At 65.7% G+C, this 15,908-nt stretch carries 14 protein-coding genes; 7 read left to right on the forward strand and 7 right to left on the reverse strand.

Going from position 1 to position 15,908, the window contains the following annotated elements; translation table 11 throughout:
• Window positions 1–463: 463 nt before the first annotated feature.
• From DEU32_RS00005 to DEU32_RS00015, 3 genes are all read right to left on the reverse strand, one after another.
• Window positions 464–1,045, reverse strand: coding sequence for a TetR/AcrR family transcriptional regulator (locus DEU32_RS00005; RefSeq protein WP_114848824.1), 582 nt, complete (start codon window positions 1,043–1,045; stop codon window positions 464–466).
• Window positions 1,042–2,547, reverse strand: coding sequence for an MFS transporter (locus DEU32_RS00010; protein WP_258554728.1), 1,506 nt, complete (start codon window positions 2,545–2,547; stop codon window positions 1,042–1,044). Before DEU32_RS00010 ends, DEU32_RS00005 begins: the two co-directional genes overlap by 4 nt.
• Window positions 2,548–3,126: 579 nt before the next feature.
• Window positions 3,127–3,714, reverse strand: coding sequence for a TetR/AcrR family transcriptional regulator (locus tag DEU32_RS00015; protein WP_114848825.1), 588 nt, complete (start codon window positions 3,712–3,714; stop codon window positions 3,127–3,129).
• Between the two features lie 93 nt (window positions 3,715–3,807).
• Between DEU32_RS00015 and DEU32_RS00020 the strand changes: the two genes are divergently transcribed.
• Entirely contained in the window at window positions 3,808–4,722 is a 915-nt protein-coding gene (locus DEU32_RS00020; protein ID WP_114848826.1) for an SDR family NAD(P)-dependent oxidoreductase, read from the forward strand.
• Window positions 4,722–5,471, forward strand: a complete 750-nt coding sequence (locus DEU32_RS00025; protein ID WP_114848827.1) for an SDR family NAD(P)-dependent oxidoreductase — start codon at window positions 4,722–4,724, stop codon at window positions 5,469–5,471. The genes DEU32_RS00020 and DEU32_RS00025 overlap by 1 nt, the downstream gene beginning before the upstream one ends.
• A 36-nt stretch (window positions 5,472–5,507) precedes the next feature.
• Here DEU32_RS00025 and DEU32_RS00030 read toward each other — a convergent pair whose 3' ends face one another.
• Window positions 5,508–5,720 carry a hypothetical protein gene (locus DEU32_RS00030; protein ID WP_114848828.1) on the reverse strand — a complete coding sequence of 71 codons (213 nt, stop codon included), beginning with the start codon at window positions 5,718–5,720 and terminating at the stop codon, window positions 5,508–5,510.
• Window positions 5,721–6,733: 1,013 nt separating this feature from the next.
• Window positions 6,734–7,393: an ATP-binding cassette domain-containing protein gene (locus DEU32_RS00035; RefSeq protein ID WP_181819144.1), complete on the reverse strand. Its 660-nt coding sequence runs from the start codon at window positions 7,391–7,393 to the stop codon at window positions 6,734–6,736.
• 453 nt (window positions 7,394–7,846) lie between these two features.
• Here DEU32_RS00035 and DEU32_RS00040 point away from each other — a divergent pair, with 453 nt between their 5' ends.
• Window positions 7,847–8,953, forward strand: a complete 1,107-nt coding sequence (locus DEU32_RS00040; RefSeq protein ID WP_114848830.1) for a phosphate ABC transporter substrate-binding protein PstS — start codon at window positions 7,847–7,849, stop codon at window positions 8,951–8,953.
• A 143-nt stretch (window positions 8,954–9,096) separates the two neighbouring features.
• Here the strand turns inward: DEU32_RS00040 and DEU32_RS00045 are convergent, their stop codons facing one another.
• Together DEU32_RS00045 and DEU32_RS00050 are read right to left on the reverse strand one after the other, a co-directional pair.
• Window positions 9,097–9,852 (reverse strand): DeoR/GlpR family DNA-binding transcription regulator, encoded by a 756-nt coding sequence (locus DEU32_RS00045; protein ID WP_180224650.1) that lies wholly within the window; start codon window positions 9,850–9,852, stop codon window positions 9,097–9,099.
• Window positions 9,839–10,756 carry a ribokinase gene (locus DEU32_RS00050; RefSeq protein WP_167510008.1) on the reverse strand — a complete coding sequence of 306 codons (918 nt, stop codon included), beginning with the start codon at window positions 10,754–10,756 and terminating at the stop codon, window positions 9,839–9,841. The genes DEU32_RS00045 and DEU32_RS00050 overlap by 14 nt, the downstream gene beginning before the upstream one ends.
• A gap of 183 nt (window positions 10,757–10,939) precedes the next feature.
• Between DEU32_RS00050 and DEU32_RS00055 the strand changes: the two genes are divergently transcribed.
• The 4 genes from DEU32_RS00055 to DEU32_RS00070 all read left to right on the forward strand — a co-directional run bounded on the left by DEU32_RS00055 (window position 10,940) and on the right by DEU32_RS00070 (window position 15,902).
• A complete protein-coding gene (locus DEU32_RS00055) occupies window positions 10,940–11,899 on the forward strand; it encodes a sugar phosphate isomerase/epimerase (protein WP_114848832.1) in 960 nt (319 codons plus the stop codon).
• An 80-nt stretch (window positions 11,900–11,979) separates the two neighbouring features.
• On the forward strand, window positions 11,980–13,245 hold the full coding sequence (locus DEU32_RS00060) for an MFS transporter (protein WP_208738890.1): 1,266 nt from the start codon (window positions 11,980–11,982) through the stop codon (window positions 13,243–13,245).
• Between the two features lie 63 nt (window positions 13,246–13,308).
• On the forward strand, window positions 13,309–14,349 hold the full coding sequence (locus DEU32_RS00065) for an ABC transporter substrate-binding protein (protein ID WP_114848833.1): 1,041 nt from the start codon (window positions 13,309–13,311) through the stop codon (window positions 14,347–14,349).
• Window positions 14,346–15,902, forward strand: coding sequence for a sugar ABC transporter ATP-binding protein (locus tag DEU32_RS00070; protein WP_202596804.1), 1,557 nt, complete (start codon window positions 14,346–14,348; stop codon window positions 15,900–15,902). Before DEU32_RS00065 ends, DEU32_RS00070 begins: the two co-directional genes overlap by 4 nt.
• The last annotated feature ends 6 nt before the right edge of the window (window positions 15,903–15,908 follow it).

Consider the following 15,908-nt stretch of genomic DNA (forward strand, 5'->3'; position numbering starts at 1 on the left):
CAGCTCGAGGGTGACAACGCGATCCTGACCGGCACCACGGTCCACGTCTCCGACGACGCCGCGAAGCTGCTCAACAGCACCTTCAAGACCGACGCGGTCAAGGGTGGTCTCCTCGTCGGGACCGCGACCATCACCGCACAGATCAAGTAAGCACCGGTCGAGCAAGACCCCGCGGGCACGACCCGCACCAGCACCACCACGAGAAGGCGCCGCCCCCGACCACGGGGACGGCGTCTTCCGCCCGTTCTCCACGTCAAGCGGACGTCAGCGTGCTCGGCTTCGATGAGGCTGAACGCGATACCCGCGTCCTCAACCACATGCAATCGGACCAATGCTGCAAGCTTCAGTCCGTTGCAGTGGCTGCGACCGCTTCATGCCGGCTACTACTCGTGGGGTCAGTCTTCAGTGATCAGCGCTTTCGGCGGTTAGCTGTGCCGCCGCAACCGCTTGGCGGCGATCTCCATCAAGTCGATGGGTCACTTCGTGTGAGGTCGAGGAGGGCGTCCCGGGCGACGTTGAGCTCGTCTGCGGTGAGGTAGGGGGTCACCGCGGAGGATGCGGCGAGACCTTCAGCGGCATGGCGGATCACGAGGTACCGTGCGGCGGGGAGCCCGTCGTCTGCGAAGAACCGGCGCCAGTACTCGGCGTCAGCTTGCAGGAGGGCCTTCGTCCCAGGTGCGTCCAGCAGGGCGTTCAGGAGTGACGTCGGCGAGAACACGGCTGCTGCTGCGGCGCTGCCGCCACACAGGGCGCTGACGTACGCACGAGTTCCCCGTCCCGGTGACGCGTCTGCGGGATCGATTTGCTGATCTACTTCTGTCACGAGCGTCCGCAGACCGCGGTCTGCGACGGCGACGAGCAGTGCGTCTCGGGAGGGAAAGTGATGCAGCAGTCCACTTTTTGAGACGCCCGCTTTGACGGCGACGGCGGCGATGCTCACCGCCGTGCCGTGCGCGGCGAGCAGTTGTTCTGCGGCATCGAGGATCTGCCTGCGGGTCAGCGCTCTGTCGCGCGGATGCCGAGGTCGTCGAGGCGCATCGGTCATGACTTCTCCCGCTCGGATGGGATGACGCGGAGAGCAAGGATGCCGCCAGCGGCTAGGAGCACGGCAGCGAGGACGGTTGTGACCTGCATGCCGGCCGTGAACGCTTCCTGCGCGTGCAGGAGAGCCGTTGAACCTGACGGTAGTGCTTCAGTGGCACTGGCAAGCGACTCTCGCACCGCGGCTGCCTCGTCTTTGGGGACGTCGTCAAGATTGAGTCGGGAGCGGTAGAACGCGGTCTGCAGGGAGCCCAGGATCGCGATGCCGAGCGCTGTGCCGAGTTCGTACGCGGTCTCTGAGATCGCGGACGCTGGTCCGGCACGTTCGCGTGGGACCGCCGCGACGACGGCATCGGTGGCGAGGGTCATGGCGATGCCTTCCCCGAGGCCGAGAGCAACCAGCGACAACGCGATCCCGAAGTACGCGGAGAGACCCTCGGTAGAGGCGAGGGACGCCATCCCCGCCCCGGCGAGGAGGAGCGCGCCGCCGATGGCGCGTCCCTTCCCGAGACGGCGAGAGAGCAAACCGACAACGGCGACGACCGCGACCGATGCCACTGTTGCGGGGAGCTGGTGGATACCGGCCTCGAGGGGAGAGAGGCCCCGAACCAGCTGCAGGTACTGCGAGAAGAAGAACAGCAACCCGATGAACGCGAACACTCCGAGCGCGTTCGCCAGGATCGCACCGCTGAACGCCGGGACCCGGAACAGTTCGAGGTCGATCAGCGGTGTCTGCAGACGTCGCTGACGTCGAACGAAGAGCACGGCCGCTACGACACCGAGCGCCGTGAACGCAGGAACGGTCCCGTCGAGGCCTTCTCCGGCGAGGTGCTTCACCGCGTAGACCACCGGGACGATTGCTGCGATGGACAGCACAGCGGAGAGCAGATCGATGGGGTTGCGGCTTTCCCCGCGGGACTCTTGCAGCAGGAACACGCCCCCGGTCAGGATCAGGACGATGACGGGCACGTTGATCAGGAACACCGAGCCCCACCAGAAGTGCTCTAGCAGCGCCCCGCCGATGAGGGGTCCGGCCGCCGCGCCGCCTGATGCGCCGGCCGCCCACACCGCAATCGCTGTGGTTCGCTGCCGCGCGTCGCGGAACGTCGCGCGGACCAGGGAGAGCGTCGACGGCATCAGCGTCGACCCGGCGACACCGAGCAGGGCTCGCGCTGCGATGAGCACCTCCGCGGTCGGCGCGAAGGCTGCCAGCACAGATGCCGCTCCGAAGCAGGCCGCACCGATCAGGAGCAGCCGTTTCCGCCCGACCCTGTCTGCCATGTTCCCCATCGTGATCAGCAGGCCGGCCAGGGCGAACGAGTAGATGTCGCCGATCCAGAGGATCTGCGTGCTGGTCGGCTGGAGATCCTCGCTGATCGAGGGCACCGCCAACGCTAGAACCGTGCCGTCGATGGACAGCAGCATGACCGCGAGGGTGAGGATGCCAAGCGATGCCCACTCCCGTGGCGTCGCCTTCTCGGTCGTCAGGACATCGAACGAGCTCACCACCAGCACGGTACAGACCGGATGGTCGGTAAAACTGACAACGATTGATGAGAGAGGGCTCGGGGCCCCGAAGCCCGCAAGCGCGTGGCCGTGCCAACGACAGCGTGATTCCTCGTCGTCGATCGTTCGGAGCTCAGTACCCTGTTCTGAGTCGGTTGAACGGAAGCCACCGCGGCTCCTCTGCGGCATGAGCGCATGGCGTGACCATTGCCATGCACACAACTCATCAGCGAGCGATCGTTGCCTCGTGGCCTGACCGAGATGCGCTGAAGGTCCCCCGTCAGGGGACATCATGACGCTTGTAGTGGAACCGACTGAAGCTATTTGGGCATCAAGTCTTACGACGCGGCCTCATCGGTGGTGAGAAGTGTCAACCAGCCGTTAGCACGTGTGTCAAACCGCATTTGCTTCCCGCATCTCGCGCAGCGAGCCACTCCTGCATCTCCGACCCGCACCTTCGCAGCATCGTGCCCAGCCGAGCCATGAATGCTGAGGTTCTGTTCCATCTGATCACGTTATCAGCGTCGATGTGGCAACGGTTGGCGGAGCAACGGCCACTCCGTGACTCTTTGACTCGGCCTACCAGTCGGTGAGGACACGGAGAGCTTGCTGGGATCGGAGTTGAAGGTCGTCGTCTTCCGCGGTGGTCCAGCTCTCGAGGACCACGGTGAGGATGGCGACGATCGCAGCTGACCGGGCTTGGGCTTCGAGTGCGGTGATGGTGGGGAAATACTGATGAATGACGGCAACGAGATCTTCCTGGGCGGCGCGGCCAGCGGCCAGCCATGACATGCGAAGCGCCGGTGTCCCGAGTATCAGTCGCAGCTCGCTGCGGCGGACAGGGCCGGCTGATACCTCCATGAACCCGGCTACCACTGCATCGAGCAGCGGTAGGTCGCGACGCTTCCGGATGGCTGCCGTCAGCTCATCTGGGCCCGCACGCAGACCGACCGAGAGTGCTTCATCTTTGCCCGAGCAGTGCCGGTAGAACGTACGCATTGAGATCCCCGCTGCCGTGGCGATCTGCTCGACAGTGACGTTCTCGAACCCGTGCCGCTCGAACAGTGACGCCGCTGCCTCCGCAATGTCTGCCTGCGTCGCCGTCCTGCGACGCACCCGAAGCGGCGCGAGCTGCTGCGTCTCATCGCCGATCGACTGCGTGTCCATGCTTCAAGTATCCCGCAATCCGTGGTGGCACACATCCGCTAAGTGGCATGATGTGCCACACGCTCGGAGAGGCCGAGTCTCGAAGGAGAGAACATGTCTGCAGTGTCGTTCACTGGCCGCGTGGCGGTTGTGACAGGGGCCGGCGGGGGCTTAGGTCGGGCTCATGCCCTCGAGCTCGCGAGCCGCGGAGCGAAGGTGGTCATCAACGACCTCGGCGGTGACATCAGCGGGGAGAACGGCGGAACCGCCATGGCCGACCAGGTCGTCGAGGAGATCCGGGCCGCCGGCGGTGAGGCGGTTTCGAACTACGACTCGGTTGCCACCCCTGAGGGAGGCCGATCCATCGTTCAGACCGCTCTCGACGCCTTCGGCAAGATCGACATTCTGATCAACAACGCCGGCAACATCCGCAACGCCGCCTTCACCGACTTGACCCCGACAGCGATCGACGCCCTGCTGGCGGTGCACGTCAACGGCGCGTTCTACGTCACGCAGCCCGCCTTCACGAACATGCGGGAGAACGGCTACGGCCGCATCGTGTTCACATCCTCTGCTGCAGGTTTGTTCGGGTCGATCCAGCAGGCCAACTATGCAGCGGCCAAGGGTGGGGTGTTTGGCCTCGCTAACGTGGTCGCGCTGGAAGGAGCGCCGCACGGCATCCTCGCGAACACGATCCTGCCCGCGGCGCTCAGTCGGATGGGAGCGGACATGAACGAGGACCAATTCGTCGGTATGCCGACAACGCCAGCGCACGCAGAACCCGAGATGATCAGCGCCTTGGTCGCATACCTCGCCAGCGACGCAAACACCCGCTCGCACGAGCTCTACTCGATCGCACGCGGCCGTTATGCGCGTGTCTTCATGGGGGTCACGCCAGGCTGGCATGTTGCTGCCGATGAGCCGGTCGCCACCCCCGACGACGTCGCCGCACACATCGACCAGATACGCGACCTGGACGGATATTCCATTCCTGGGTCCATGAACGAAGAGTTTGCGTTGGTCCGCTGATGACGCTCCAGGACAAGGTCGTCGTCGTCACCGGCGGCGCCTCCGGCATCGGAGAAGCAACCGCGAAGCTGCTCGCCGAACGCGGCGCCAAGGTCGTCATCGGTGATGTGTTCGAGGCAGCTGGCACCCGCGTGGTCGATGAGATCATCACAGCCGGAGGCGCGGCGTCATTCATCCGCACAGATGTCTCACGCGCCGAGGACACGATCGCCCTCGTCGAACACGCCGTGGACACCTTCGGCGCACTCCACCAAGCCGCGAACGTCGCTGGGATCGGCCATCCGCACGCTCGCATCCACGATCTCGACGAGACGTGGTGGGATCGCGTCCACAGCATCGACCTCAAAGGCATCTGGCTGTCGATGAAAGCCGAGATCAGCTTCTTCCTCGAGCACGGGGGCGGGTCGATCGTCAACATGGCCTCCGATGCCGGACTTCGTGCCACGATCGGTCAGCCCGCCTATGCTGCAGCGAAAGCCGGTGTCATTTCTCTCACGGGGCAAGCAGCACTCGAGTACGCCCGCGACAGCATCCGGGTCAACGCTGTCGCCCCTGGCCTGATCGACACCCCCGCAGTAGCAGCGCTCGACGATGAGATCCGAGCGCTGTACGCGGCGCAGATGCCAGTGGGCAGGATGGGGACGCCGCGAGAAGTCGCGGCAGTAGTCGCGTGGCTACTTTCCGACGACGCCAGCTTCGTCACCGGCATCACTCACAGCGTCGACGGCGGCTTCATGCAGAAGAGCTGACCCGCGACGCGACCAAAGTCACATCCGCTCTGGCGGCTACGCCCTGCCCCGCGGGGCGTAGCCGGGAGGAGGCATCATGACCGCCACAGCTTCGAAATCGAGCGTCAGGACGATCTGGTCTGACGACGGCGACGCGATTGATGTGATGTTTGCGGGCTGGGCCGAGTCGACGAACGACGCGTTGTCCTTGACCTGCTGAAGAGACCAGACGACGTCAGCCGCGATAACCGGCTTGCTGTCCTGGAACATCCTGCCGTCCCAAGGATGACCGTGAAGGTGAGCCCGTCGGACGAGAGCTCGTGCTTCGAGAGGAGCACGCCACGGATCGCACCGATGCCGTCCATCGCCCGGCCGACGAGCCCCTGATGCAGGTTGTCGATGAGCACCTGATCGAGCGCAGCACCGGGCTGCGTGCGGATGTCCACGCTGGTTGATTCGGGGACGAGCCCGCTCCGGGCCGTAGTGCCAGCGCCGCCCTGTTCGATCGAGGATTCCGAGCACCTGGTCAGAGCAAGGGCAAGGGTCGAGACGACCGCGACGGCGCTGGCAACGCGGGCTGCGCGTCCGCCCGGACGCGGGAGGAGCGGACTTCTGGGCTTGGCGTTCCTTCCGGCGCGGGATTGGCGGTCGTCGCGTCGCGCCTTCACGAGCGTAACGAGCATCTGCGACAGGGACGAGCAGGCAAGACGCGAAAGGCCGGATGCAAGCGTTCGTGACGCTCCGGAGGCCACGCCAACTCGGTCGTCAGTGCGCGTGCGACTCAGCCGTCGTCGCTACATGGGACCACGAAGCGAGGCCCGATCGGTCGCGGAACGCTCCCGAACGCCGAATTCGCAGTAGAGCCCGCACCCGGGCGTCAGCAGTGCCGTCGAATCTCCGCGCAACGCCGCCAGAAGGGAGCCCAAAAGTAGAAGTATCGGGGTTGATCGTCATCATGGTGACCACTCGGACAGGACGCGGTTCCTGCATCTTCTCATGAACGCGCTCGGGCTTGAGCTGACCTGTGTTCCAGCAGCCGCATTATGCATCGTCAGACTGCCGAAACCATGAATGACGGACGGCTAGATCCAGTCGTGATGCGCGGGCGCTAGTCACGAGATCCACCATGCCTGCAGATCCAGTCAGCTCGCGACCAGAAGTGCCCGCTACTCGGCCAGCGAGAGCCGCAGTCCGCTTTCGCGCAGAATTTGAAACTGAGCGCGAGTTCCAGATGGACCAGAACCCCTCAGCTGATGATCAACCATGGGACCCCGATTCAGCGGTCAGCGTCGAAGTTGGGCAACGTGTCGGCCGCCCTTGTTGAGCCGGATGATGATGTCGGCTTTCGGCCCTGGATCGGATCCGGGGGTCCCCACGATGACGATGCTGCCTTGACTGGCAAGCTGGGCAAGAGCATCGTAGACGACGTCTCGGGAGATGGGGTCGAGTTCACTTGCGGGATCGTCAAGTACCTTGACGGGGGCATCGACGACCATCGCGCGGGCCAGGGCAACGCGCTGCTGCTGGCCGCCGGAGAGTTGTTCCACGAGGTTGTGGTGCACCGCCGTTGGAAGACCGACGGCATCGAGCGCCGCTCGGATGAGTTCAGCTGAGCTGGCTTGTTTGGCAGCGATGAGTTCGAGTGCGACGTTCTCGGCTGCACTCAGGCCGCTGATCAGGTCGTGCTCGCGTGACATCTCGGACACGTGTGACGCCCGCTCCGCGAGCGGCCCATGAAGGCGGATGGAACCTTCCACGATCGATCCTGATACGGGTGTTTTCTCGCCGTGCTTGCGCAAATGGTGAACGATGTGGTTCAGGAAGTCTGTGATGACGGCCCCGTCATGGCCGGTCACGGCAACTACGCTTCCCTGCGGAATCACTCGATTGACGGTGAGGACTGCCCGGTCATTCATTTCGAGGAGGACTTCTTCGAGGATCAAAGATCCTTGATCACATCTCTCTACTTCGCCAGTCATACCGCCTCCGTATCGTTGTCCTCGGCGTCATCTCGACTCACCCTGAGAGCGTCTGGTCTGTCTGCTTGGACGGACACCAGCGAGCCGGCGGGCCAGCGGGCGCGCAAGTGCTCGGGAATTGGGATGGAGCCGTCGGCCGAGATGACGGCTCGGCGACCGCTGCCGTGATCTTCCTCTCCGACGCGGCCGTCTCGTAGGTGTACCAAGCGTTGCATCCGCTTCGCGACGGCTTCATCGTGGGTGACGAGCAGCGCCGCAATACCCTCCTGATCGGCCTCCGCAACCAGCAGGTCGAGTAACCGCTCTCGAGCAGCATCACCATGAGGCCCACTTAATTTTGTTTCGTCGCGCGGCAGGGTTCGCCGGTGCTGGCGTCTGCCGGGCGACTTTCCGACGTACGCCCCCGAAGGGACCCCTGTGAACACCAAGCGAATCGGTTCGATCGCAGCGATCGCGATCGCCGGCGCCGTCGCGCTGTCCTCCTGCGCCTCGAACGAGAGCGGCAGCGGCGACACCGCCGCGCCGACCTCGAGCTCCGGCACCGACTACTCGAAGCTCTCGGGCACGCTGACCGGCTCTGGTGCGAGCTCCCAGCAGACCGCTCAGGGTGTGTGGGCTGCGAACTTCCAGAACGTCGCCTCCGGCGTGACGGTCAACTACGCGCCGGACGGCTCCGGCGCCGGCCGCAAGAACTTCATCTCGGGTGCCGCGGACTTCGCCGGCTCCGACGCCGCGCTGAAGGACGAGGAGCTCTCAGGCTCGTTCGACCTGTGCGCGGACAAGGCCATCGACATCCCGGTCTACATCTCCCCGATCGCCATCGCCTACAAGGTCGACGGCGTCAAGGAGCCCACGCTCGACGCGAAGACCATCGCGGGCATCTTCTCGGGCAAGATCACCAAGTGGAACGCCTCCGAGATCGCCGACCTGAACAAGGGCGTCGACCTGCCGGACACGAACATCACCGTCGTGCACCGCAACGACGACTCGGGCACGACGTACAACTTCAGTCAGTACCTCAACGCGAACGCGCCGGATGTCTGGACCGAGGAGCCCAGTCAGACCTTCCCGTACTCCGTCGGCGACAGTGCGAAGGGCACCTCGGGTATCGCCTCGACCATGTCCACCGCCTCGAACGCCATCACCTACATCGACGACTCCGGCGCCGGTGACCTCGACAAGGCCAAGCTCATGGTCGGCTCCACGGCCACCGGGATCTCGGCCGAGGGCGCTGCCAAGGTCGTTTCTGACTCGGAGCTCGAGACCGGTCGCGAAGCCAACGACGTGGCGATCGACATCGACCGCAAGGACACCGCCGAGGGTGCGTGGCCGCTGGTCCTGGTCTCCTACGCGATCGCCTGCCAGGAGTACAAGGACGCCGACAAGGGTGCGCTCGTGAAGGGCTACCTCGATTACGTCGTCACGCAGGACGCGCAGGAGGCCGCCGCGAAGGAGGCCAAGTCGGCCGCCCTCACCTCCGACCTGTCGGAGAAGGCCGCGAAGGCCGTCGCCTCCATCAAGTAGCAGCAACCGACATGCAGGAAGGAGCACGGCCGCCAACGGGCCGTGCTCCTTCCTTGTCCTCCCGACGCTGCCGTCGAGCGCACTCCGGTCGGTGAGCGGGCTGCCAGCGGATTCGCGATCAGTGTGATGCCGTTTCGGTGAGATCAGGAAGGCGTGCTGCTCGTCAACGCGATCACTGCCGCGCCGGCGTGCTGGAGGACCTCGTCGTCCGAGTCTGTGATCACGGTGCAATCGGCGAGCGTGAAGGCATGGCAGAGGGACACCTGGTTGAACTTGCTGCTGTCGGCGAGCACGTAGGTGTGCTTGCTGTGTGCGTGCACGATCCGCTTCTTGTTCGCCTCGCGGATGTCGAACGTCGTCACCCCGGCGGCGGCATCGATGCCGGTCACGCCGATGAACGCCTTGTCGAAGTACAGGTCGGCGAGTTCGCGATCAGTGATCGGACCTGCCACGGAGCCGATCACGGGCAGCACGTCTCCGCCGAGTGCCGTGACGGTGACACTCGGAGGCAGCGGCAGGTTCAGCGCGTGCGTGTTCGAGGTGATCACGTGCACACGCGAACCACGGAGCGCTCGCATGAGTTCGGTCGCAGTCGTTCCTGAATCCACGTAGACCGTGTCACCGTCGGCGACGAGCGCGGCGGCGGCTTCGGCGATCGCGGTCTTCTGGGCCCGGTTGATGAGGGACTTCGTCGCGATCGGCACCTCGCTCGCAGCGTCTTCGAGCCGGATGGCGCCGCCGCGCAGGCTCACGATCCTGCCCGTGTCCTCGAGGGCCTTGATGTCCCGGCGCACCGTCGACGGTGACGCGCCCGTCACGTCGATCAACGCCTCGATCGTCACCGGGTCGCCGGCGGCGGCCTGTTCGAGGATCAGCTGGTGTCGCTCAAAGGACTTCACTGGTGAGCACCTCGCGGGTCGGCATGCTGGACTGCGCGCCGACGCCCTCGACGGTGATCGACGCCACACGCGTCGCATCGACTGCAGCAGCGAAGGGGTCGGACCCGTTGACGAGGGCATTGGCGAACGCCCCGATGAACGAGTCACCGGCGCCGGTCGAGTCTACGGCGTGAGCGGGGACGGCCTCGACGAACTGGACGGTGGTGCTGTCGGCGACGTAGCACCCGCGGCTCCCGAGCGTCAGGACCACCCCCTGGCAGAAGCGCTGCAGGTCGACCACCGCGCGCTGCATGGCCGCGTCGTCGTGGACGTCGCCGAGGTCGCGGCCGATGTACGCGCTCGCCTCCTCCTCGTTCACCACGAACCATGTGCACCGGCGCGTCACACGCTCCGCGACGGGGCGAGCAGGAGCGGCGTTGAACACGACCGGTACCGCGGCGGCTGCCGCCAGTTCGACGGTCCGTTCGTTCGCCTCGGCAGGGATCTCGTTCTGGATCACGACGACGCCGGCTTCCTGGAACAGCTGCTGGTTCTCATCGATCCAGCCCGGGTCGATCGCCCCGTTGGCACCTTCGACGATGGTGGCGTACACATCGCCCTCACCCACGACGTGGACGATGCCCAACCCGCTGGACTCGTCGGTCGGTCGCATGTGGCAGTCGATGCCATGGCTCCGCAGGTTGTCGAGGCACAGCCGGCCCAGACCATCGGCACCGCAGGCGCCGATGAACCGGACCGTCGCTCCGAGTCGCGCAGCCTGAACCGCTTGGTTCGCGCCCTTCCCGCCGAACGCACCCTTCGCCTCGGCTGCAGCGAAGGTCTCGCCGCGGCGGGGGAGACGGTCCTGCGTGACGATGTAGTCGTAGTTGACGCTCCCGACGACCAAGACGTCCGTGCCTGCCATGGGGACCTCCACCTCGTTGTGCTCGCTCATGCTCCAGCGCGGAGCAGCCGTGCGGCAAGCGGATCTCTCACCGCATTGCCGACACGGGCTGAGCCTAGGAAGCTCTGACGCTCGTTGTCAAAGATGGCGACGCAAAAAGAAAAAACTTGACCAAACTTGTCAGGCCGGGCTAGCTTCGCCGACATGAAGTTCGCAACGCGCCTCAACTCCTTCGTCAGCGGCGGCGACGTCCCCGCTGCTCTCCGCCGCATCGCTGCGACCGAGGGCGTCGACTACGTCGACCTCAACTACCCCGAGCACTTCGAGAGCGTCGGGCCTGCGGCCATGAAGGCGCTCCTGGACGAACTCGGCCTGACGCTCAACGGCAACGCCACGCGCTTCCGCAAGCAGTTCGTCGCCGGCGAGTTCAGCAACCCGGACGAGACGGTCCGTCGGGCGGCGATCGACCTGGCGAAGGACGCGATCGATGCCGCCGCGACCTGCGGCAGCGATCTGCTCACGGTCTGGCTCGGCTTCGACGGCTACGACTTCACGTTCCAGAAGGACTACGCGGCCGACCTGCAGCGCATCGTGTCCGCCTTCCAGGAACTGGCCGACCACCGCCCGGACTTCCGGATCAGCATCGAGTACAAGCCGTACGAGGAGCGCGTGCACTCGATGATCAACAGCTTCGGACAGACGCTCGACGTCATCACCCGCATCGACCGCCCGAACCTCGGAGCGACCCTCGACTTCGCACACATGCTGATGGCCGGAGACCAGCCTGCGTTCGGGGCGTCGCTGCTCCTCGAGCAGGGCAAGCTCTTCGGGATCCACCTCAACGACGGCAACAACGCCCATGACGACGGCCTCATGATCGGATCCATCCACCCGTTCGAGACCATGGAGATGATCTACTTCCTCCTCCGCCACGAGTGGGACGGAGTCATCTACTTCGACACCTTCCCGATCCGCGAGGACGCGCAGGACGAGGCCGAGACCAACCGCGCCACCGTCGAGCTCTTCTTCGAGAAGGTCAAGGCTGTCGGTGTCGACCGCATCACCGAGGTCATCCGTTCGCAGGACGGCATCGCAGCGCAGCGACTGCGCAACGAACTCCTCGGCATCGGGTCGTCGAAGTACCAGGGCGAACTCGCCGTCTGACCGTGAACCCGGCCGGCGCACATTCCTGCGCCGGCCGGCCTCGCCTCTCCTCCCGATGGTGTGAACAGAAAGGCTCCGAAGTGAACCGCGTCCTCGACCGCATAGGACTGCCCCGAAACCTCGTCTGGGGCTACATCGGACTCGTCCTCTTCATGGTGGGTGACGGCGTCGAACAAGGGTGGATCTCGCCGTGGCTCGTCTCCCGCGGCGTCACCGTCTCCGACACCGCCGCCCTGATCACGGTCTACGGAGTAACGGTCGCGATCGCGGCCTGGTTCTCCGGCGTCCTCGTGCAGACCATGGGGCCACGCAAGGTCATGCTCCTCGCCCTCACCGCGTTCCTGGTCGGCAGCGTCGGGTTCATCGGATTCGGCGTCACCAGCCTCGACTGGCCGGTGATGCTCGTCTTCTACGCGATCCGGGGCCTGGGCTACCCGCTGTTCGCGTACTCGTTCCTCACCTGGATCAACTACAGCGCCCCGCTGGAGCGCCGTGGCCTCGCCGCCGGCTGGTTCTGGTTCATGTTCTCGCTCGGCCTCAGCGTGATCGGGCCGTTCTACTCGTCACTCGCCTTGCCTGCATTCGGGCACATCGCGGTGCTCTGGACCGGCCTGGCCTTCGTCATCGTCGGAGCACTCGTCGCCACCATCGCCAACCGAGCGACCGTCCCGCCCGAGGAGATCCACCCGTTCAGTGCGCGCGAGCTGTCGAAGGCCGTCACGCTGATCGGACGACCGACGATCTCGATCGGTCTCCTCGTGAAGACGATCAACGGGCTGGCGCAGTACGGCCTGCCGGTCTTCATGCCGATCTACCTCGCCTCCTTCGGCTACACGACCACACAGTGGCTGCAGATGTGGTCCCTCGTGTTCACCGTCGCCATCTTCGCCAACCTGTTCTTCGGCTACGTCGGCGACAAGATCGGCTGGCGACGCACGATCGGTTGGGTCGGCGGCGTGGCCTACTCCGTCGTGCTCGTCGCGGTGTTCCTCGCGCCCCACCTCATCGGCCACGACGTGGCGCTGATGACGATCGTGCTCTGCCTGTGCGGCGTGACGATGGCCGGCTTCGTGCCGCTGTCCGCGCTCTTCCCACTGCTCGCGCCGGACAACAAGGGCGCAGCGATGTCCGTACTCAACCTCGGAGCCGGACTCTCCGCGTTCGTCGCACCGGCCCTCGCCGGACTCTTCTTCGGGTGGTTGGGCGCAGGCGGCGTCCTCGGCATCTACGCCGGCTTCTACCTCCTCAGCGCGATCCTCACCCCCTTCCTGAAGACCCCCGCCGAGAAGGCGTCCACCGACGCTGCTCCCGCGAGCCGTGACGAACCCGTCCCGGTCCACAACTGAACCTCCTCTCCTCACCCACCCCGCGGCACCCGAGTGTGCGGCGCATCCCAGAAGGTCAACGCAATGGCGCGAACCAGAACCGTGTTCTCCCTCTCCCTCGTCGTGGCGATCGCACTCGTCGCAGTGGTCGGCGGTGTCGTCGGCGGACGAGCCACCGTCTCGAACGCCGACGCGCGCAGTTCCGGATCCGCAGGTGCGGCCGCCGGTGTGAAGGTCGACGTGATCATCCGAGCAACCGACTCCGAGTACTGGCAGACCCTCCTCGCCGGTGCGGAAGCAGCAGCCAAGGACTACGGCGTCGACGTCAGCACCTTCGGTCCGACGTCGGAGACGGACATCGCCGGCCAGGTGCAGCTCGTCGAGAACTCCGTGGCTCGCGGAGCGGACGCGATCGTCGTCGCACCGAGCTCGAGCGAGGCGCTGAACGCATCCGTCAACGCGGCCCGGAAGTCCGGGATCAAGGTGATCACCGCCGACACCCGCGTCACCGCAGACGTCGACGGCCACATCGGAACCAACAACGAACTCGCCGGCACCTCCGCTGGCGAGAAGATGTGCAAGCTCCTGACCGCCCAGGGGACGACCACCGGCAAGGTCCTCGTCGAAGCGCCGATCGCTGGCATCGAGGCCAACCAGCAGCGCGACGCAGGATTCCGGTCCGGTCTGTCGAAGGACTGCCCGAAGATCGACGCGAGCCTGCAGAACTACAACAACAACGACATCAGCACAGCCGCGTCGCAGGTGAACGACGCCATCTCGGCCCACTCGGACCTGGTGGGTGTCTTCGCGGACAACAACAGCTCCGGAGTCGGAGCGGCCACGGCGATCAAGGACAACAAGGCAGCGGACACCATCCCGGTGGTCGCCTTCGACTCCGACCCCGCCGAGAACGCCGCGCTCAAGGCCGGGACGATCGACGCCCTCGTGGTGCAGAACCCCTGGTTCCTCGGCTACCAGGGCGTCGTCGAGGCAGCCATGGCCTCCCAGGGGCGCATCCCGCCGGCGGTCCTCGATCCCGGAGTCGCCGTCGTCGACCGCGACAACATGGACGACGCCGCGATCAAGACCCTGCTGAAGCCGCAGACCGCCAAGGTCGACAAGTGACGATCGTCGAGCCCGACGGAGCCGCGGTCCTGCACCTCGTCGACGTCTCCAAGGCGTTCGGAACGGTCCAAGCCCTCAGCGGGGTGTCCCTGAAGCTGGTCGCCGGCCAGGTGCACTGCCTGGCAGGCGAGAACGGTGCCGGGAAGTCCACCCTGATCAAGATCCTCACGGGAGCGTTGCATCGTGACTCGGGAGAATTCCGGATCGACTCCGACCCCGTGACCACCGCGACACCGTCAGCGTTGCGAGCTGCAGGAGTGCAAGCGGTGTACCAGGAGCTCAGCCTGCTGCCGCACCTCTCGGTTGCCGAGAACGTGTTCATGGGCAGACTCCCCTCCAGGTCAGGCCTCATCCGCACCGGCGAGCTCCACGACCGATGCCGGGTCGCGCTCGACGACCTCGGGCTCACCGAGGTCGATCCGTCGGCGACGGTGGAGCACCTGCCAGCGGCGACGAAACAGCTGGTCGAGGTCGCCAAGGTCGCGACCGCCGACCAGGTCAAGGTCATCGTCTTCGACGAGCCCACGACCGCGTTGACCGAAGCGGAGTCGGATCGCCTCCTCGAGCAGATTCGACGCTTCAAGGCAGCTGGCGTCGCGATCCTGTACATCACGCACCGGCTCGAGGAGATGTTCGCCATCGGCGACTGGGTCACCGTCCTTCGCGACGGTGAACTCTCCCAGAGCGGGCCTCTCTCCGACTACACCGAGGACACCCTCATCACCGCGATGGTGGGCAGGGACGTCACCGCGCTCTACCCGGACGAGGTCCGCGAGGAACACTCCGAGCGCCTCACGGTCACCGGCCTCCGACGCACACCGGACAGCCCGCCGATCGACCTCGTCGCGCGCGGCGGTGAGATCCTCGGTATCGGCGGCCTGCTCGGGTCAGGGCGCAGCGAGCTGCTCCTGAGCATCTTCGGGTCGGACTCGATCGCAGCAGGCGAGATCCGGATCGACGGGCGGGTCGTCAGGCCGGACGGCCCCCGGAGCATGATGAACGCCGGTGTCGCGCTGCTCACCGAGGACCGGAAGGTCCTCGGGCTCCTCCCCGAACTCTCCATCAGGGAGAACGTGACGATCGCGAGCCTGCGAACCGGTTCGCGGAAGGGGCTCCTGCCGCGGAAGTCTCAGATCAGCGAGGCTGATGCGCTGCTCGACAGCCTCCGGATCCGGGCCGGCTCGTACGACCAGCCCGTTTCGTCCCTCTCCGGCGGCAACCAGCAGAAAGTCCTCCTCGCCCGGTGGTTGCTCACCAAACCCAAGGTGATCATGTTCGACGAACCCACGAAGGGCATCGACATCGGCGCGAAGGGTGAGCTGTACGACGTGATCAACGGCCTCGCCCGCCAGGGGCTCGCGGTCGTGGTGGTCTCCTCCTACCTCCCCGAGCTCCTCGGTCTCGCCGACCGCGTCGTCGTGCTCCGCGAGGACGCCATCGCCGGTGAACTGCCCCGCGGGGCATCCGAGGAAGACGTCCTCCAGCTCGCCAGCGGCGCAACGCCGTCCCTCCGCAACGATCGATCCGACACCGCCGTCGGACAGAACCCCTAGGGAAGA

The organism is Curtobacterium sp. AG1037 (assembly GCF_003349855.1).
Lineage (GTDB): Bacteria > Actinomycetota > Actinomycetes > Actinomycetales > Microbacteriaceae > Curtobacterium > Curtobacterium citreum.